At 70.9% G+C, this 16,528-nt stretch carries 13 protein-coding genes and 1 riboswitch; of the genes, 2 read left to right on the forward strand and 11 right to left on the reverse strand.

Going from position 1 to position 16,528, the window contains the following annotated elements; genetic code table 11:
- Positions 1–2,014: 2,014 nt before the first annotated feature.
- The 8 genes from QSK22_RS11375 to thrC form a co-directional block, all read right to left on the reverse strand.
- Positions 2,015–2,302, reverse strand: coding sequence for a hypothetical protein (locus QSK22_RS11375; protein WP_285494052.1), 288 nt, complete (start codon positions 2,300–2,302; stop codon positions 2,015–2,017).
- Positions 2,303–2,781: 479 nt separating this feature from the next.
- Positions 2,782–3,372: a phospholipid scramblase-related protein gene (locus tag QSK22_RS11380; RefSeq protein WP_285494053.1), complete on the reverse strand. Its 591-nt coding sequence runs from the start codon at positions 3,370–3,372 to the stop codon at positions 2,782–2,784.
- Between the two features lie 214 nt (positions 3,373–3,586).
- Positions 3,587–4,207 carry a phospholipid scramblase-related protein gene (locus tag QSK22_RS11385; protein WP_285494054.1) on the reverse strand — a complete coding sequence of 207 codons (621 nt, stop codon included), beginning with the start codon at positions 4,205–4,207 and terminating at the stop codon, positions 3,587–3,589.
- 526 nt (positions 4,208–4,733) lie between these two features.
- Positions 4,734–5,516 carry a TetR/AcrR family transcriptional regulator gene (locus tag QSK22_RS11390; protein WP_285494055.1) on the reverse strand — a complete coding sequence of 261 codons (783 nt, stop codon included), beginning with the start codon at positions 5,514–5,516 and terminating at the stop codon, positions 4,734–4,736.
- A gap of 109 nt (positions 5,517–5,625) precedes the next feature.
- On the reverse strand, positions 5,626–7,251 hold the full coding sequence (gene groL / locus QSK22_RS11395; RefSeq protein WP_285494056.1) for a chaperonin GroEL: 1,626 nt from the start codon (positions 7,249–7,251) through the stop codon (positions 5,626–5,628).
- 411 nt (positions 7,252–7,662) lie between these two features.
- Positions 7,663–8,241, reverse strand: a complete 579-nt coding sequence (locus QSK22_RS11400) for a nucleotidyltransferase domain-containing protein (protein WP_285494057.1) — start codon at positions 8,239–8,241, stop codon at positions 7,663–7,665.
- A 161-nt stretch (positions 8,242–8,402) separates the two neighbouring features.
- Positions 8,403–8,681, reverse strand: a complete 279-nt coding sequence (locus tag QSK22_RS11405) for a MoaD/ThiS family protein (protein WP_285494058.1) — start codon at positions 8,679–8,681, stop codon at positions 8,403–8,405.
- 76 nt (positions 8,682–8,757) lie between these two features.
- Positions 8,758–10,002 carry a threonine synthase gene (gene thrC, locus QSK22_RS11410; RefSeq protein WP_285494059.1) on the reverse strand — a complete coding sequence of 415 codons (1,245 nt, stop codon included), beginning with the start codon at positions 10,000–10,002 and terminating at the stop codon, positions 8,758–8,760.
- Positions 10,003–10,017: 15 nt separating this feature from the next.
- Positions 10,018–10,159: riboswitch (SAM riboswitch) on the reverse strand.
- A 428-nt stretch (positions 10,160–10,587) separates the two neighbouring features.
- On the opposite strand from thrC, the gene QSK22_RS11415 reads away from it, so the two are divergent.
- A complete protein-coding gene (locus QSK22_RS11415; protein WP_285494060.1) occupies positions 10,588–12,054 on the forward strand; it encodes an alpha,alpha-trehalose-phosphate synthase (UDP-forming) in 1,467 nt (488 codons plus the stop codon).
- Positions 12,055–12,090: 36 nt separating this feature from the next.
- Here the strand turns inward: QSK22_RS11415 and QSK22_RS11420 are convergent, their stop codons facing one another.
- Together QSK22_RS11420 and QSK22_RS11425 are read right to left on the reverse strand one after the other, a co-directional pair.
- Positions 12,091–13,206, reverse strand: coding sequence for a sulfotransferase family protein (locus QSK22_RS11420; RefSeq protein WP_285494061.1), 1,116 nt, complete (start codon positions 13,204–13,206; stop codon positions 12,091–12,093).
- 183 nt (positions 13,207–13,389) lie between these two features.
- Complete coding sequence (locus QSK22_RS11425; protein ID WP_285494062.1) at positions 13,390–13,941, reverse strand: RNA polymerase sigma factor; 552 nt, start codon at positions 13,939–13,941, stop codon at positions 13,390–13,392.
- A 55-nt stretch (positions 13,942–13,996) separates the two neighbouring features.
- On the opposite strand from QSK22_RS11425, the gene QSK22_RS11430 reads away from it, so the two are divergent.
- A complete protein-coding gene (locus QSK22_RS11430; RefSeq protein ID WP_285494063.1) occupies positions 13,997–16,216 on the forward strand; it encodes a serine/threonine-protein kinase in 2,220 nt (739 codons plus the stop codon).
- A gap of 70 nt (positions 16,217–16,286) precedes the next feature.
- On the opposite strand, the gene QSK22_RS11435 is transcribed toward QSK22_RS11430, so the two are convergent.
- Positions 16,287–16,421, reverse strand: a complete 135-nt coding sequence (locus QSK22_RS11435) for a hypothetical protein (RefSeq protein ID WP_285494064.1) — start codon at positions 16,419–16,421, stop codon at positions 16,287–16,289.
- Positions 16,422–16,528: the final 107 nt, after the last annotated feature.

A 16,528-nucleotide genomic window follows, 5' to 3' on the forward strand; every position in this document is an offset into this window, starting at 1 on the left:
ATGTGTTAAGCACGCCGCCAGCGTTCGTCCTGAGCCAGGATCAAACTCTCCATCAAGGTCCAAACACCCACCACACCGTGGCAGGCCAAACCTCAAGAGAAATCCCAGCACGACAGCCCCAGAAGGGGCTGCCTGCCTCAAAGAAACCCCACCCCGAAACCAACAGTCCCAGGGCTAACAGGGGCGGCCAGACTCGACGCCTGACCCATCAAAGGCACTGGCTTTTAGCACGCTGTTGAGTTCTCAAGAAACGGACACCCACCGCGCGGTTCCCGCTTTCGCGTTCCCCGCCCCGGGGCGACTCTTTTAATCTACCAGATCCGATCGGGCTGTCAATTTCCCGGTCTTTTCCGGTATCCGCCCTTCCGACGCTGCTTTCGCGGCGCCTTCCGGACGGCCGTGCTATTTCATCAGATCCGGCCCGATTGTCAAAATCGAGCTGTTTCCGATGCCGCCACACGTGCACCCACGACGGAGACGGCAGCGCCGGTCCGCTGCGGAGTACGGTGGTGGTTACCCCCAGGCCGACCGCCTTTGGCGTTCGTTTCCCTGCGGGGCGAAGAGAACAGTATGCCCCCGAGAGGCCTTCGTCAAACCGGTCGGCGCACATGCCCTGCGTGTGTCGCGCGTTCAACCCTCCTACCAGTGCGGATGCCCCCAGATCGGGATGGTCACAGTTTGGCCACGTACGCCCCGACGCGCAGAACACCCCGGCCACGCTCAGACGAGAGCCGCGCCGGCGAGCACCCCTCACGGCGCTCGCACCTGCGGCAAACCGCCGACACCACCCAAACCGCATCGCGACGAAGGCGGCCACAACAGGAACGGACACACCACCGGCACCACAGCACCGTGGCAAGCCGCATCTCCCGGTCTCCCAGTCCGGACTCGCCAGGCAAGGCCATGCGTAGCCGCTCAAGGCTTCCGGCCAATTCACACCGGTAGAAGACCCGCAGACGAGACGCTCACGGCTCCGACAGGTACCCGCCGACGAAGACGGCATCGACGCGACGACACATGACGGCCCCCGGTCTCCCAGTCCGGACTCGCCGGAGAACACCACGTGGAGCTCTCAACGCACGTGGTCAGCTGTAGCGGTAGACGAACACGCACCAGAGTGCTCACGGTAGGCCGCATACCCACCCGACCAGGCGAACGCCCTCGGCCACGCCCCAACTGAAGGCGGCGACAGCGAGCAGCCCATCAAGCCGGACACACCTGTGGCGGACCTCCGGCACCAGCCAGCCGCTGACCACGACGAACACGATTCAACCGCCAACGGCCTGAACGGACACGACACAGGCACGGCGGCCCCGCGATACACACCCGACCTCTCGAACGTGCCGAAACACCATGCAAGCCACCCAACACACACAACGCCTCGTACCGGCAAAAGACCCTCAAACCAGAAGCCCACGAGTCCAACCAGATACCCGTCGATGAACGGCACCCTCCGCCACAACCCACGCCACCACAGCAAGCACCCACCAAGCCAGACACCCCCGCAGCGCCCCCCGGCACCAGCCAGCCGCCCACCACGACAAACACGGTTCAACCGCCAACGGCCTGAACGGACACGACACCGACACGACGGCCCCGCGACACGCGGCGGCCGGCGGCAAACCGCCTCCAGCCTCTCGAACGTGCCGGAAAGCACCATGCAAGCCGCCCAACGCACACGATGCCTCGTACCGGCGAAGATTCCCAAACCAAGAGCCCACGGATCCGACCATGCACCCCCGATGAACGGCCCCCTCCGCCACAACCCACATGCGCGCCACCACAGCAAGCACCCACCAAGCCAGACACCCCCGCAGCGCCCCCCGGCACCAGCCAGCCGCCCACCACGACGAGGGCAATTGCAACCATCGGCGACCTGGACGGACACGGCATCGGTGAAGCGGTGTTGTGACATGCAACGCCGCCTGGCCTCTCGGGCTTGCTGGAGACACCATGCGGGGCTGCTCAACGCACGCGGCAGCTCGTACTGGTAGAAGGTTCGCAGGTCAGGGGGTCATGACTTGGCGACGTAACCGCCGACGAACAGAACGCCCTCGGCCGCCACCCAGACGAGGGCGGCGACGGTGAGCAGCCCGTCAAGTCGGGCGTACCTGCGGCGAACCGCCGGCACCGCCCAGGCGACGACCGCGATGAAGGCCGCGACGACCGCCGGCGGTACGGACGCCACCTCGGCCATGGCCACATCGGCCGCGCATGTGTCGTCGCGCTCGCCGGCCTCTCCGCAGAACGCCGACACGGCCCACCCTCCGGCCGAGGAGAACACCCAGAGTGCGGCCAGCACACAGTTGGCGATCGTCGGAATGGCCGGTGAAACCCACCAACCGGACGAACGTTCGGACATGGCCTGCACGACCGTTAGTTACCGCGCCGCACCACGGGCTCAAACCTCCGTTTGCCAGGACATGTCCGGGTAGTCACCCCGGGCAGCCCGACCGGCCCGGTGAGGCGCGGTGCCCCAGGTGATCGAGCATCGAGCACCCGGCATTCCGCTTTGACGAACGAGGGCGTTGTCCGCACGCCATGGCGGACGGGAACTCGGCGCACTGGTTGGAGAGCGTCACCGCGCATGGCCGCAGGGCGGGTGGCGTCGAACGCGGGTTCGCTCTCCAAGCGGCTGCCTTCGCACGTTCGAACGGCATAACGCGCGCGTGCACCGGCATGCGGCGTGGCGGGTGGCCGAGTCGGGCGGGAGCCTGCCGATGGCGGGGGGATGACCCCGCCGTCCTCACGCGCCTCCCGCACCGCGCCGGGCGGCGCGGCTCAGGTGATGTCCTTGGACTCGTGGAGCGTCATGTCCATGGCGATCGCCGTGGTCGCCGCCAGCGTCCGCAGCGGCTCCGGCACAGGGTCGTGGATCTCCACGTCATACTTGTCGGCCGTCGTCAGCAGGTGCGTCGCCAGGCCGGCCCATCTCTTGCGGACGTGTGCGACCCGGTTGCCCTCGGTGTCACTCACCACGAAGTTGCTGCGCGCCACGTCCACCGCGATCTCGCCGATGCGCTCCTCGGCTGCGTCGTGCAGCCGGTAGACGCGGCCGACGCGCACGGTGCGGATCGTGCCGACCAGCTCGCCGTCCGGGCGCCGCACCGTGGTGAGCATCCGGCCGCGCTCCTTGTCGACGACCAGCAGCGGCTCGCCGTCCGGCGTGCTGAGCAGCACCGCCCGCGCGTCCAGTTCGGACTTGCCGGGGAACACCGTGCGGAGCTTCTCGGCGCGGCCGCGTGCGCCGGTCTCGTCGGCGAGGGCCAGCACGGTGCCGTCACCGTCCATGACCTTGTACTTGGATCTGGCGAACGGGCCTCGGCGGGGCTGTTCGACTCTGAGCACCGAAGCGCCGAAGAAATCGCTCACGTGTCCTCCTGGCCTCGTTCGCGTACGCGGTCTGCGTTGACCGTCTCCGTCCGCCGCCGACGCGATTCGCACTGCGGTACGACGGGGGTCCGGCGCCGGGTTCGGTGCGTGACGGTGCTTGGGTGATCCTGCCAAGGCGGGACGGCAAGGGGAACCCCCGCTGAGGGGCGAGCCGTGTTACGACGCCGGCGCGGCGGCTCAGCCCCTGGCACGGTCAGTTGAAGTAGTCCTTCTCCTCGTAATGGATCATGTCCATCGCGAGGGCGGCCGCCACGACGAGGTGGCGCAGCGGGTAGGGAAGCGGCCGGTAGATCTCCACGTTGTAGCGGTCGGCGGTGGTCAGGAGCTCCTTGCCGACGCCCGCCCACTTCTTGTCGACCTGGGCGACGTGCGCGCCGTAGGCGTCGAGCACCGAGAACTTGCGGCCGAGCCGGTTGCCCTTGAGCTCACCGACGCGCCGTCCGGCGGCGTCGTGCAGGCCGTAGCGGAAGGTGTGGTCCTCCTGTTGGAACGCGCCGACGAGTGCGCCGTCGGGGTCGTACACGGCGGCGTTCAGCGAACGCCCGGGCTTGTCGACGACCATGAGCGGCACGCCCTGCGGGTCGGACACCCGCACGGTGCGGGCGGACGCCTCCGAGCCGCCCCACAGCACGCGGGACGCCTGGCGGCGGATGGGGACGTTCTCCTCCGTCGCCTCGGCGACCAGCGTCCCAGGCCCGTCGAAGATCTTGTACTGGGATTTGGCGGCGGGCAGCCGCCGGGGCTGCTCGACGCGCAGGATGGTCGCACCGAAGAGAGCGTGCACGTGGCGCATCGTGCCGAACGCGTCCGTCATTCCCACCTCCCGAAGGCGTCCGGTCGACCGCGTCAACGCGTCGGTACCTCATCCTGACAACGCGCCGACGCCCCCGACCGTGCCAATGCCCGCTGAGCATGCGCACTCCCCCGCCCGAGTCGGCCCCACCGCCCGTCTCCGGTCGACGTCCCGGACGGCAGTGCGGTGACCTGGGGAACGCGATCGCCGACCACCCGGGTTCGACGAGCTCGCCGTCCGCTACCAGGCCACCATCCACATCGCCGCCATCAACGAATGGCTCTGGCCAACTCTGCAACAAGGCCTAGGCCATGTCCGGTGAATCTTGGCATCCGGTTCTTGAGTGCGGGTGGGGGCCGGGTCGTCCGCTGCATGCTTGCGAGTCTGCGGCTTCGCCGCCGTCATGTGCGACCGGACCGGTGCGGCGGCCGCCCTGCCGACGGGGCAACGCGGTCGGGGTCGCCCTGGTCACCGCACTGCTGCGGGCCCATCATGATCCACCGGACACACCCTGGGCGGCCCCGGCGGGGTTGACAGGGGCTTGTGTCTAGAGGGGGTTGTTCTTCCCTGGGATGTTGGCGGGGGGTTTGGTGGTGTCGTCAGTCGGCGGGCGGCCGTCGGAGGGGATGATCGCGGCTATGCACGTCATGACGCGGTCGAGGCCGTAGTGGAAGCGCTGGTCGTCGTTCATGTGCGGTTGGACCGCGTCGCGGATGATGCGGGTGAACATCGGGTATTCGCCGCTGGTCAGGATGTGGTTGACGTACGCGGAGTTGCACGCCATCACGTCCTCGCGGCTCAGGCCGGTACGGTTGTGCTCCTCGATCCCGGTCAGCTGGTCCGCGACGGCCTGCTCGACGTAGCTGCTGAGCATCGAGTACGCGGTGAGGATGTCGTCGATGGGCTGGCCGAAGTCAAACGCCCGGCAACCGAACTCGAGCAGGCGCAGCTGGTTGGGGCCGAACCCGGGGCGGCGCCGCAGTCCGAGCATCCAGGGATGGCGCAGCAGCATGGCCCGCTGCCGCCCGGCCAGCATGGCGGCGTCGGCGCGCCAGTCGCCGGAGGGGCGTTCCGGCAGGTCCATCTCGCCGAGGACGTGGTCGACCATCAGCTCGATCAGGTCGGAGCGGCTCGGGACGTACCGGTACAGCGACATGGCGCCCGTGCCGATCTCGGCGGCGATCCGGCGCATGGAGGCCGCGTCCAGGCCCTCGGCGTCGGCGATCCGCACGGCCGCCTCGGTGATCTGCGCCCTGCTGTAGGCGGGCCGCGGCCCACGGGGCGGGCGTTCGGGCAGCATCCAGATGTTCACGTGCTCGGCGTCCGCCACCGTCCCACCTCCCGCTGAAACTCTAGTCGGGCCGTACCGAGCGCCCCGGCACGCGAAGAGGGGCGGCCCCGCGGGGAACCGCCCCTCTGCCGAGTCGTGCGGACCGGACTCAGAAGTCCATGCCGCCGCCGTCGGGCATGCCCGCCGGGGCCTTCTCCTTCTCCGGCTTCTCGGCGATGACGGCCTCGGTGGTCAGGAACAGCGCCGCGATGGACGAGGCGTTCTGCAGCGCCGACCGGGTCACCTTGGCCGGGTCGATGATGCCCGCCTCGAACATGTTGACGTAGTCGCCGGTCGCGGCGTTGAGGCCCTGGCCCGGCTCGATCGAGCGGACCTTCTCGACCACGACGCCGCCCTCGAGGCCGGCGTTGACCGCGATCTGCTTGAGCGGCTCCTCCAGCGCGCGCTTGACGATGTTGGCGCCGGTGGCCTCGTCGCCGTTCAGCTCCAGCTTGTCGAACGCCTTGGCGCCGGCCTGCAGCAGCGCCACGCCACCGCCGGGGACGATGCCCTCCTCGACGGCCGCCTTGGCGTTGCGGACGGCGTCCTCGATGCGGTGCTTGCGCTCCTTCAGCTCGACCTCGGTGGCCGCACCGGCCTTGATGACCGCCACGCCGCCGGACAGCTTGGCCAGCCGCTCCTGCAGCTTCTCGCGGTCGTAGTCGGAGTCGGTGTTGTCGATCTCGACGCGGATCTGGTTGACCCGGCCCGCGATCTCGTTGGCGTCACCGGCACCGTCGACGATCGTGGTCTCCTCCTTGGAGACGACGACCTTGCGGGCGCGGCCCAGCATGTCGATGGTGGTGTTCTCCAGCTTCAGGCCGACGTCCTCGCTGATGACCTGGCCGCCGGTCAGGGTGGCGATGTCGCCGAGCATGGCCTTGCGGCGGTCGCCGAAGCCGGGGGCCTTGACCGCCACCGACTTGAAGATGCCGCGGATCTTGTTGACGATCAGGGTGGCCAGGGCCTCGCCCTCGACGTCCTCGGCGATCAGCAGCAGCGGCTTGCCGGCCTGCATGACGGCCTCCAGGACCGGCAGCAGGTCCTTGTTGGCCGACACCTTCCCCTGGACGATCAGGATGTAGGGGTCCTCCAGGACCGCTTCCATCCGCTCGGGGTCGGTCACGAAGTAGTGCGAGATGTAGCCCTTGTCGAAGCGCATACCCTCGGTGAGCTCCAGCTCCAGGCCGAAGGTCTGGCTCTCCTCGACGGTGATGACGCCTTCCTTGCCGACCTTGTCCATCGCCTCGGCGATCATCTCGCCGATCTGGGTGTCACCCGCGGAGATGGAGGCGGTGGAGGCGATCTGCTCCTTGGTCTCGATGTCCTTGGCCAGCTTGGACAGCTCCTCGCTGACCCGCTCGACCGCGGCCTCGATACCGCGCTTGAGCGACATCGGGTTGGCACCGGCCGCGACGTTGCGCAGGCCCTCGCGCACCAGCGCCTGGGCGAGCACGGTGGCGGTGGTGGTGCCGTCGCCGGCGACGTCGTCGGTCTTCTTGGCGACCTCCTTGACCAGCTCGGCGCCGATCTTCTCCCAGGGGTCCTCCAGCTCGATCTCCTTGGCGATCGAGACGCCGTCGTTGGTGATCGTGGGGGCGCCCCACTTCTTCTCCAGCACGACGTTGCGGCCCTTGGGGCCAAGGGTGACCTTGACGGCGTCCGCGAGCTGGTTCATACCGCGCTCGAGGCCGCGCCGGGCATCCTCGTCGAACGAGATCATCTTTGCAGCCATAGGCTCCAGTCCTCCCGGAACAGGGTGGCCTTACGGATCGAGCCGATGCCCGCGACGGACGACCTGCCCGACGGCTGCCATTCCGCCGCCGGAGGCATGGCCTCATCGCCCCGACCCACACTGTGGGATTGTCACTCTCCACAGCAGAGTGCCAATGTTGTGTTTAGCACTCTACCTGTCCGAGTGCAAGCGGCCGACCTTCCCCCGGCTATCCCCCGCTCACCTGCCCATACATCCTCTGACCTGCAAAAATATCCGGTGTCGGAGGTCGGGTCGGAGGCGCGGAGGGGGCCGTCGGCCACCCGTTGCTGGCCGTTCGCGCAACGCGGAGCGGGGGCCGCGCGGGCGGACAGACGCCGCACCCGCGCCGCGGGCAGCAGGGCCGACCCGCCCTCGTCGATGACGCGGCTGTCAGGAGGAAAGGCCGGACGGGTGGCGATGGCCAGCCTCGGGAGCGCGCAGCAGCGGCAGGACCTCTTCCTCCAGGCGCCGGGAGATGCGCAGCCCATACCGCGTCTCCAGGCGGTCGCGGGCGCGCACGAAACGGGCCGCGGCCTCCTCCAGGGACTGCGGTACGGTCTGCACTCCAAGCGGGCCCAGCAGGAATCGCGTCATCTTCAGCAGTTCGCCGCGGACGCGGTCGGACATCCCGTGGCGGCGCTTGCCGGCCAGCGACAGCGCCCAGTCCCAGAAGTGCGCGTCGATCGCGGGAAGGGTGTCCGGGCCGACCCGCCACGGCGGGTTCCAACTGCGCGGCATCTCCGGGAAGAGCAGGTCGACCTTGACGGGGCCGGGGAAGATCAGCAGATAACTCGCGCAGTCGCCGAGCGGATCCCATTGGGCGGCCAGCGGCCCGTAGGGGGCGACCATGCCCGGCAGGGCGGCGGCGACCTCGGCGAAGTCGTCGACGGTGACGTGGAAGTCCCAGTCCGACAACTCGGTGGCGTTTCCGCGCGCCCGGGAGCCGACCAGGGTCACCTGCCCGACCATGGGGTGGTTTTCCACCGTCCCCGCGACATCCTGCGCTATGCCCATGAAAGGCCAATACCCGATGACAACGGGAAAGAAGCCGTTTTTCGCGCCTTGTCCCGCGTGCGGCAAAAAGCGACCCGCGCCCGTGGGACGCCGGGCGCGGGTCGTCGTCGGTGCCGTCAGCCGCCGGCGACGGCCGGGATGATGGAGATCTGCGCGCCCTCGGGGGTCGGGGTGTCCAGGCCCTCGGCGAACCGGACGTCCTCGTCGCCCACGTACACGTTGACGAAGCGGCGGATCTTGCCGTTGTCGTCCAGGATGCGGGCGGAGATGCCGGAGTAGTTGGCCTCCAGGTCGGCCACGACCGCACGCAGCGTGGCGCCCTCGGCCTTGACCTCCGCCTCGCCGCCGGTGTAGCTCCGCAGGATCGTCGGGATCCGAACGGACACGGTGCTCATGCTGGCTCCTCGAAAATGCTCGTACGACGGGATGGGCGGCCGCCGGGGGGACGCGCGGCCGCGGCGGGGCGTCCGGTCAGGCCAGGCCCGCGGCGCGGAACGCCTCCAGGGAGGGGGCGATGTTCGCGGTCGGCGCGACGACGGGGGCGACGGCGTCCAGGGTCTTCAGCCCGTCCCCGGAGTTGATGATCACGGTTTCCGCGTCGGGGTCCAGGACGCCGGACTCGGCCAGCTTGCGCAGGGTGGCGACGGTGACGCCGCCCGCGGTCTCGCCGAAGATGCCCTCGGTGCGGGCCAGCAGCCGGATGCCCTCGACGACCTGCTCGTCGGTGACGTCCTCGACCGCGCCGCCGGTGCGGCGCGCCACGTCCAGCACGTACGGGCCGTCGGCGGGGTTGCCGATGGCCAGCGACTTGGCGATGGTGTCGGGCTTGACCGGCCGGACGACGTCGTGGCCCTGCTTGAACGCGGCCGCCACCGGTGCGCACCCGGCGGCCTGGGCGCCGAACACCCGGTACGGCTTGTCCTCGACCAGGCCGAGCTTGATGAGCTCCTGGAACGCCTTGTCGATCTTGGTGAGCTGGGAGCCGGAGGCGACCGGGACCACGATCTGGTCGGGCAGCCGCCAGCCGAGCTGCTCGGCGATCTCGTAGCCGAGGGTCTTGGAGCCCTCGGCGTAGTAGGGGCGGACGTTGACGTTGACGAAGGCCCAGTCGTCCTGCTCGCCGGCGATCTCGGAGGCCAGCCGGTTGACGTCGTCGTAGTTGCCGTCGACGGTGACGAACGTGCCGCCGTACACCGCGGTGGTGAGGATCTTCTGCCGTTCCAGGTCGGACGGGACGAACACCGCGCTGCGGATGCCCGCCCGGGCCGCGGCGGCGGCGACCGCGTTGGCCAGGTTGCCGGTGGACGGGCAGGCCAGCACCTTGAAGCCGAGCTCGCGGGCGGCGGCCAGGGCCACCGCGACCACGCGGTCCTTGAACGAGTGCGTGGGGTTGCCGCTGTCGTCCTTGACCCACAGGCGGCGCAGGCCCAGCGTCTCGGCGAGCTGGTCGGCGCGGACCAGGCGGGTCAGGCCGGGCTCGGTGTTGGGGGTGTCGGCGACGTTGCCCGGCACCGGCAGCAGCCGCCGGTAGCGCCAGATGTTGCGCGGCCCGGCCTCGATGTCGGCGCGGGAAACGCCGGCGAAGTCGTAGGAGATCTCCAGCGGGCCGAAACACTCCTCGCACGCGTAGTACGGGCCGAGTTCGCGGGTGTGTCCGCATTCACGGCAGGTGAGGGCGGTCGCGGGTCCCAGATCGACGGCAGGCGTGACAGCCATGTAGCGAGGCCTTTCTCCCCATCTTTCCTGCGCCACCTTGGTCGCAGGCCGGAGTTGGCACCATTTCCTGGCCGGCCTCGCGGGGTCGCGAGCGCGGACGAACCAGGTGGTTGCCGGGGCTTCACAGGGCCGGTCCCTCCACCCCTCTGGATGAGCGTTCTTCAGTTGTCCTGCGGGCCGCCGGGGCGACCGGGCATCGCGTGCACCCGCACGGAAGGAACGCTCGATCACCGAACGTTCCGCATGAGCGGTATCACGTCGTATGTGCGACTTTACATGATCTGACCGGTTGTCGGACAGGTGGGTCTCGCGATGTGAGACATTACCCAGCGTCTCGCCGCGTCACCCCTTGCGGCCGGACAGGTCAGGGTTGCCCACGCGCGTCCCGGCCTCGACGTGCGTTCGCTCCGGGCCGGATCCTACGCCGGGACGGGGGCTCCCTCGGGGCGTTCCGCAGGGTGGGGCATACCGCAAAGGCTTGTGCACAGGGCATTGCACCGTCTGGATGCGGCCCGAAAAAAGGACGAAAACGCCTTCCCGCGGGTCCCTTTGGAGCGCGCGCTCACGAACTGAGACGCTGCCCCTATGAGCCAAGTGCTGGTGGCGTCCAACCGCGGCCCGGTGTCGTTCTCGCTCGCCGACGACGGCACCCTGACCGCGCGACGCGGCGGGGGCGGCCTGGTGTCGGGACTGGCCGCGGTGACGGGGGCCGCCCGCGCCCAGGACGGCGATCCCTCACAACCAGACGTGCTGTGGGTGTGCGCGGCCCTCGGGGAGGCCGACCGCTCGGCCGCGCGCCGCGCCCCCGGGGGAAGGCTGGACCTGGACGGGCACGACACGGGCGGGGCCGCCGTGCGCATGCTCGACATACCGGCCGCCACGTTCCACCGCGCCTACAACGCCGTGGCCAACTCCACGCTGTGGTTCGTCCACCACCTGCTCTACGACACGCCCCGCCTTCCGCACTTCGACGCGCACGCACGCCGCGACTGGCAGTCGTACGAGGCGTACAACGCGGCGTTCGCCGACGCCCTGGCCCGCGACGCCGCCCCGGGCGCCAAGGCCGCGGTGCAGGACTACCACCTGTCGCTGGCGCCGCGGATGCTGCGCGACCGCCGCCCCGACCTGAGGATCGTGCACTTCTCGCACACGCCGTGGGCGCCCCCCGAGTACTACCGGCTGCTGCCCGACGACGTCGGCGCGGCGGTGCTGGACGGCATACTCGGCGCCGACCACGCCGGCTTCCTCGCCGAACGGTGGGCCGCGGCGTTTCTGGACTGCTGCGAGCAGCTGCTGCCGGGCGCCAGGGTCGACCGCGCGGCCCGGACGGTGACCCGCGGCGGCCACGTCACCCGCGTCGGCGTGCACCCGCTCGGCGTCGACGGGGAGCGGCTGCGGGCGCGGGCCGCCGAACCGGACGTCGCCGAACGCCGCCGGGCGCTGCGCGCGCAGGTCGGCGACCGCAAGCTCATCGTGCGGATCGACCGCACCGAGCTGTCCAAGAACATCGTGCGCGGCCTGGCCGCCTACCGCGAGATGCTGGCCAACCATCCCGAGTGGCACGGCCGCGTGGTGCACCTGGCGTTCGCCTACCCGTCCCGGTACGACCTGCCCGAGTACCGCGAGTACACCGCGGCGGTGCAGCGGCTGGCCGCGCAGATCCGCGACGAGTACGGCACCGCGTCCTGGGACCCGCTGATCTTGCGGGTCGACGACGACTACCCGCGCTCGCTCGCCGCCTACCGGGTGGCCGACGTGCTGGTGGTCAACCCGATCCGCGACGGCATGAACCTGGTCGCCAAGGAGGGCCCGGTGGTGTCGGAAGACGGCTGCGCGCTGGTGCTGTCGCGCGAGGCGGGCGCGGCGGCCGAGCTGGCGGGCGACGCGCTGACGGTCAACCCCTACGACGTGTCGCAGACCGCCGAGGCGCTGCACCAGGCGCTGCTGATGCCGCCCGATCGCCGCGCCGAACGCTGCACCCGGCTGGCCGCCGCGGCCACCGCGCTGCCGCCGCAGCGCTGGTTCGCCGACCAACTGGCCGCCCTCGACTGACCCGCCCGGCACGACGCCGGATGCGGCGGCCGGCGGTCAGCTGCCCGGGCGGCCGGTGCGGGCCGGTTCGGCGCGGTGCTCGGCGGCCGGGACGGGGGACTGCCCGGGCACCGAGCGCGGTGGCGAGGCGGGCTCGACGATGAGCGGGGCGGGTCCGGTCCGCTCGGTGAAGAGCAGCGACTCGACCGGGTTGGGCTCGTTGCGCGTGCGCCACCGCTCCCGCAGCCGCTGCTTGCTCTGCGACATGCGGCGGTGGGCGCTGACCTTGGCCAGCCTGGCCAGTTGCCCGCGGGTGGGGCGGGGCGCGCCGCTCGGCTCGTAGCCGTACTCGGCCAGCCGGTCCCCGAAGGCCGCCTCGGCCAGGCCGACTTCCCACGGCTCCAGCCGCCGCGTCCAGGAGCCCACGCTGCCGCCGTCGACGGCGCAGTGGGTGCGGCGGTGCCACTTCCTCTGCGGCGGGACGGTCAGCCGCGCCAACCGGTGCGGCTCGGTCATGGCGGGGTCGTACTCCTCACCGAGGAACGCGCACAGCCGCATCAGCTCGTCGGCCGGGTCGGCGACGAGCCGCTCGTACTGCAGCTCGTAGTAGGCGTCGGGGCCGAGCTCGGCGGCGTACCGGCGGCCGTGGTCGATCGCCTCCCGCCAGACGCAGATGGCGTGGTTGATGTCCTGCTTGTACCAGGGCATCTCCTTCAGCGACGCCACGCAGTCGCGGCCGTCGCGAATCATATGGATGAACTGGGCGTCGGGGTACATCCGCCGCAGCGCGTTGACGTAGCGGAAGTAACTGGGCCGCTTGTCGCCCCAGCGCACCCGGTCGAAGCGGCGGGCGTAGGCGCGGAACACGATGGCCAGCGCCGAACCCAGCGTGGGCGGACCCGCCGCGATCTCATCGGCGGTCCGCTCGGGGTCCAGGCCGAGGTTGGCGAACTTGGTGCCCCGCCCGGTGGTGATCCAGTCGGCGAGCGCCCGCAAGTTGCGGCTATCGCGCAGGTCACCGAAGTCGCACCGGGACGACCAGGCCGGGATGACGAACCGGGTTTCGGCGGGGACGGCGATCCGGTGATGCGAGTGCAGCATGAGCTGCAGCAGCGTCGTCCCCGACCGCGGGCATCCGAGGACGAAGATCGGGCGGTCAGTGTGGGCGAACATGCTCGGGATGCTGGCCGACGGGCCCGCCCGCCATCGCGCGCCCAGGCGCACGCTTGCCAAGGCATTACGGATGCTTGACGGCAGCTGACCGGCCGATTCCGCCGCCTGTAGGCATCCCGGCGCGCGGACGCGGGTGTCAGGTGCGCGGGTTGTCAGGTGCGCGGGTTGTCAGGTGCGCGGGTGTCAGGTGTAGGACTCGCCCAGGGTCTGGCGGACCTGCTTGCGGGCCTCGTGGATGCGGGACTTGACCGTGCCGAGCGGAAGCTGGAGCTGCTCGGCGATCTCGGCGTACTCCAGCTGGGAGACGTCCCGCAGCACCAGCGCCTGGATCAGGTCGGGCTTGCGGGCCTCCAGGTCCTCCATGGCGTCCAGGATGTCCACCCGGGACCCGGCGATGACGCTGGTGCGGCGCGGGTCGGGGCGCTGCTGCGGCAGCTCGCCCGCCTGCTCCAGCGAGCGGCGCTTGAGCGAACGGTAGGTGGAACGCGCCGAGTTGGCGACCACCACATGCAGCCACGTGCTGAACCGGGAGCGGCCTTCGAAGCGGTTGATGTTGCGGGCGACCTGCAGCAGCGCGTCCTGGCACGCCTCCTCGGCGTCCTGGCGGCAGGGCAGGAACCGGGAGCAGTGCCGCAGCACGTCGGGCTCGATCGTGCGCAGCAGGTCGTCGAGCGCCGCCCGGTCGCCCTGGGCGGCCCTGACGGCCAGCTGCTCGGTTCTGTCGTCCAGTGCCATCGCCGCGCCTCAGCTCGTTCGCACACACACCCCGTTCGTTGGGCATGATACGGGAGTGTCCTTCCCACCAACTGTCGGTCGTTACCGAATCGAGCGGGTCCTCGGATCCGGGGCGTTCGCCTCAGTGTGGCTGGGGCACGACGAGGCACTGGACGCCCAGGTCGCCATCAAGGTGCTGTCCGGAAGCCTCATCGACGACCTCGACGTGCGCAATCGCTTCCTGGAGGAGGCGCGCATCCTGCGCCGCGCCGACTCCGAACGGCTCGTCCGCGTGCACGACATCGGGGAGCTCCCGGACGGCCGCCCCTACTTCGTGATGTCCTACGCCGACCGCGGCACCCTCGCCGACCGGATGCGCGACCGGCCACTTCCGGTCAACGAAGCCCTTGCGTACGCCGAGGAGATCGCGTATGGGGTCGAGGTCATCAACTCCCTCGGCGTGATCCACCGCGACCTCAAGCCGTCCAATGTGCTGTTCCAGTCCACCCGCAACGGGCGGGAGCGGCTGCTGATCGCCGACCTGGGCCTGGCCAAGGCGCTGGCGCACGCCTCCGGCGCGTTCACCCTGCCGGTGGGCACCCCGGGGTACATGTCGCCCGAGCAGGCGCGTTTCGGCGGCGGCCTGGACGTGCGGGCCGACGTGTACGGGCTGGGCGCGCTGACCTACCACATGATCGCCGGGCGTCCGCCGGGGCCGCCGCCCGTCAAGAAGCGGCCCAGCGAGCTGCGCGAAGGGGTGCCGCCCGCGTTCGACGAGGTCATCCTGCGCGCGCTCGAGGTCGAACGGGACAAGCGCTACCCCACGGCCGAGGCGTTCGCCGAGGCGCTCTCCACGCTGCGGCCGACCGGCTCGCCGTCCGCGCAGGAGCACGGTGCGTCCGACGGCGGGGGCGCCGCTCCGGCTCCGCCCCCCTCTTCCACGCCCCCCTCTTCCACGCCGCCGCCTTCCAGCACGGCGCCGCCCTCCACCGCGCAGCCGTCCGCCGCTTCCACTCCGCCGCCTCCTACGGAAGCGACATCGACGGCCGTGGACGAGCCGTTGAGCGAGTTCGACGCCGAAAGGACCGTCAGGGACAAGCCCCAGCACCTGCAGCCCCCACCGCCCCAACCGCAGCCGCCCCGTCCCCACGGGCAGTCGCCCCAGCTGCAGGGGCAGCCGCCCCAGCCTCACCAGTCGCCGCCCCCGCCGCTCTACCCGCAGTCGCCCGCGCCGGGCGCACCGGCGGACGATGACTCCACCCGCCAAGACTGGCCGGGCGGGGGCGACCAGGGGGCGGTCACGGTCGTCGACCATCCGAGCAGCCGCGGCTCCGTTCCGTTCGGCCCGCCCGCGACCCCGCCGAATGCTCCCGGCCCTGCGGGGCCGGCGTCCCCCAGCGCCCCGCGGGCCGACAACCCTACGGCGGCGCTTCCCACCCCACCCCAGCACGGCCGGCCCCCGGAGCCGGTGCAGCAGCCCGGCGACAGGACCGCGGTGCTCCCGCCCGCCCCGCACGGCGCACCGCAATACCAGGGAGGGCAACCGCCGCCGCCCACCGGTTTCCAGCCCGCCCCGCAGAATCAGGAGGGCCAGGCGGGCGGGGCAGGCCAGGGGCTGCTCGCGCGGCTGAAGGACATCGCGCTGCCGGGGCGCTCGAAGCAGCAGGGCGGCGGGGCCGGATCGCCGTCGCGGAAGGTGCCGCTGCCTCTGGTCATCGGTGCGGGGCTGCTGTGCGTGGCGCTGGTCGTCGGGCTGACGCTGGGCACCGTCCTGTCCGGCGACGAGGAGAAGCAGCCCGCCAAGCCGCGCGTCCCGCAGGACTTCACGCAGGTGGCGGACCCGTCCGGCAAGATCCGCGCGGCGGTGCCGAAGGCCTGGCCCCTGGACCGGCAGGAGCCCACCTGGGTGCCGACGACCGTCGGTCTCAACGACGCACAGCCCCGGCCGGTGCTGCGCGCCACCCCGAACGTGACGCAGTTCAAGGGCGACGGCCCGGCCCCTGGGGTGTTCATCGGCCTCACCAAGGACGTCGCGCAGGGCAAGCTGCCTCCGCCCGGCGTGACGAGGCACCGCGCCTGCACCCCGGCGGGCACGGAGCACTACACCTCCCCCGACAAGGCCCTGACCGGCACGATCACGCGGTTCACCGGGTGCCAGGCCGGCACCCCGTCCGTCACCGAGGTCGGCCTGCGCGACAGCCGCGGCACCTTCGGCGTGTGGATCCGCATCAAGGAGAACGACAACCGCAACCTCACCAAGACCATCCTGGACAACCTCAAACTGACCGCGCCGTAAGGGCGGTGACGGCGGCGGCGCGCCGAGGCGGCAGCGCCGCCGCACCCGGCGCCGTGACGCCCTCACGCCGTCACAACGCCTCCGCACGCCGCCGCACGCCGCGCCACGGCCCTCTCCACCGCATGCCCGTCGGCCGGGCCGGCGGCACCTCGGCGCGCGACGCCACGTGCCCGAGCCGCCGCGCCGGCGCCCGCAGGATCGCCATCGGCGCGATCGGACGAGCCGACCCGTCCAGCACACCGCATACCCCCGCACGCCACGCCCTCACGCCGTCTCAACGTCACGCCGTCTCAACGTCACGGCGTCACAGGT

This window comes from Actinomadura sp. NBRC 104425 (assembly GCF_030269545.1).
Classification (GTDB): domain Bacteria; phylum Actinomycetota; class Actinomycetes; order Streptosporangiales; family Streptosporangiaceae; genus Spirillospora; species Spirillospora keratinilytica.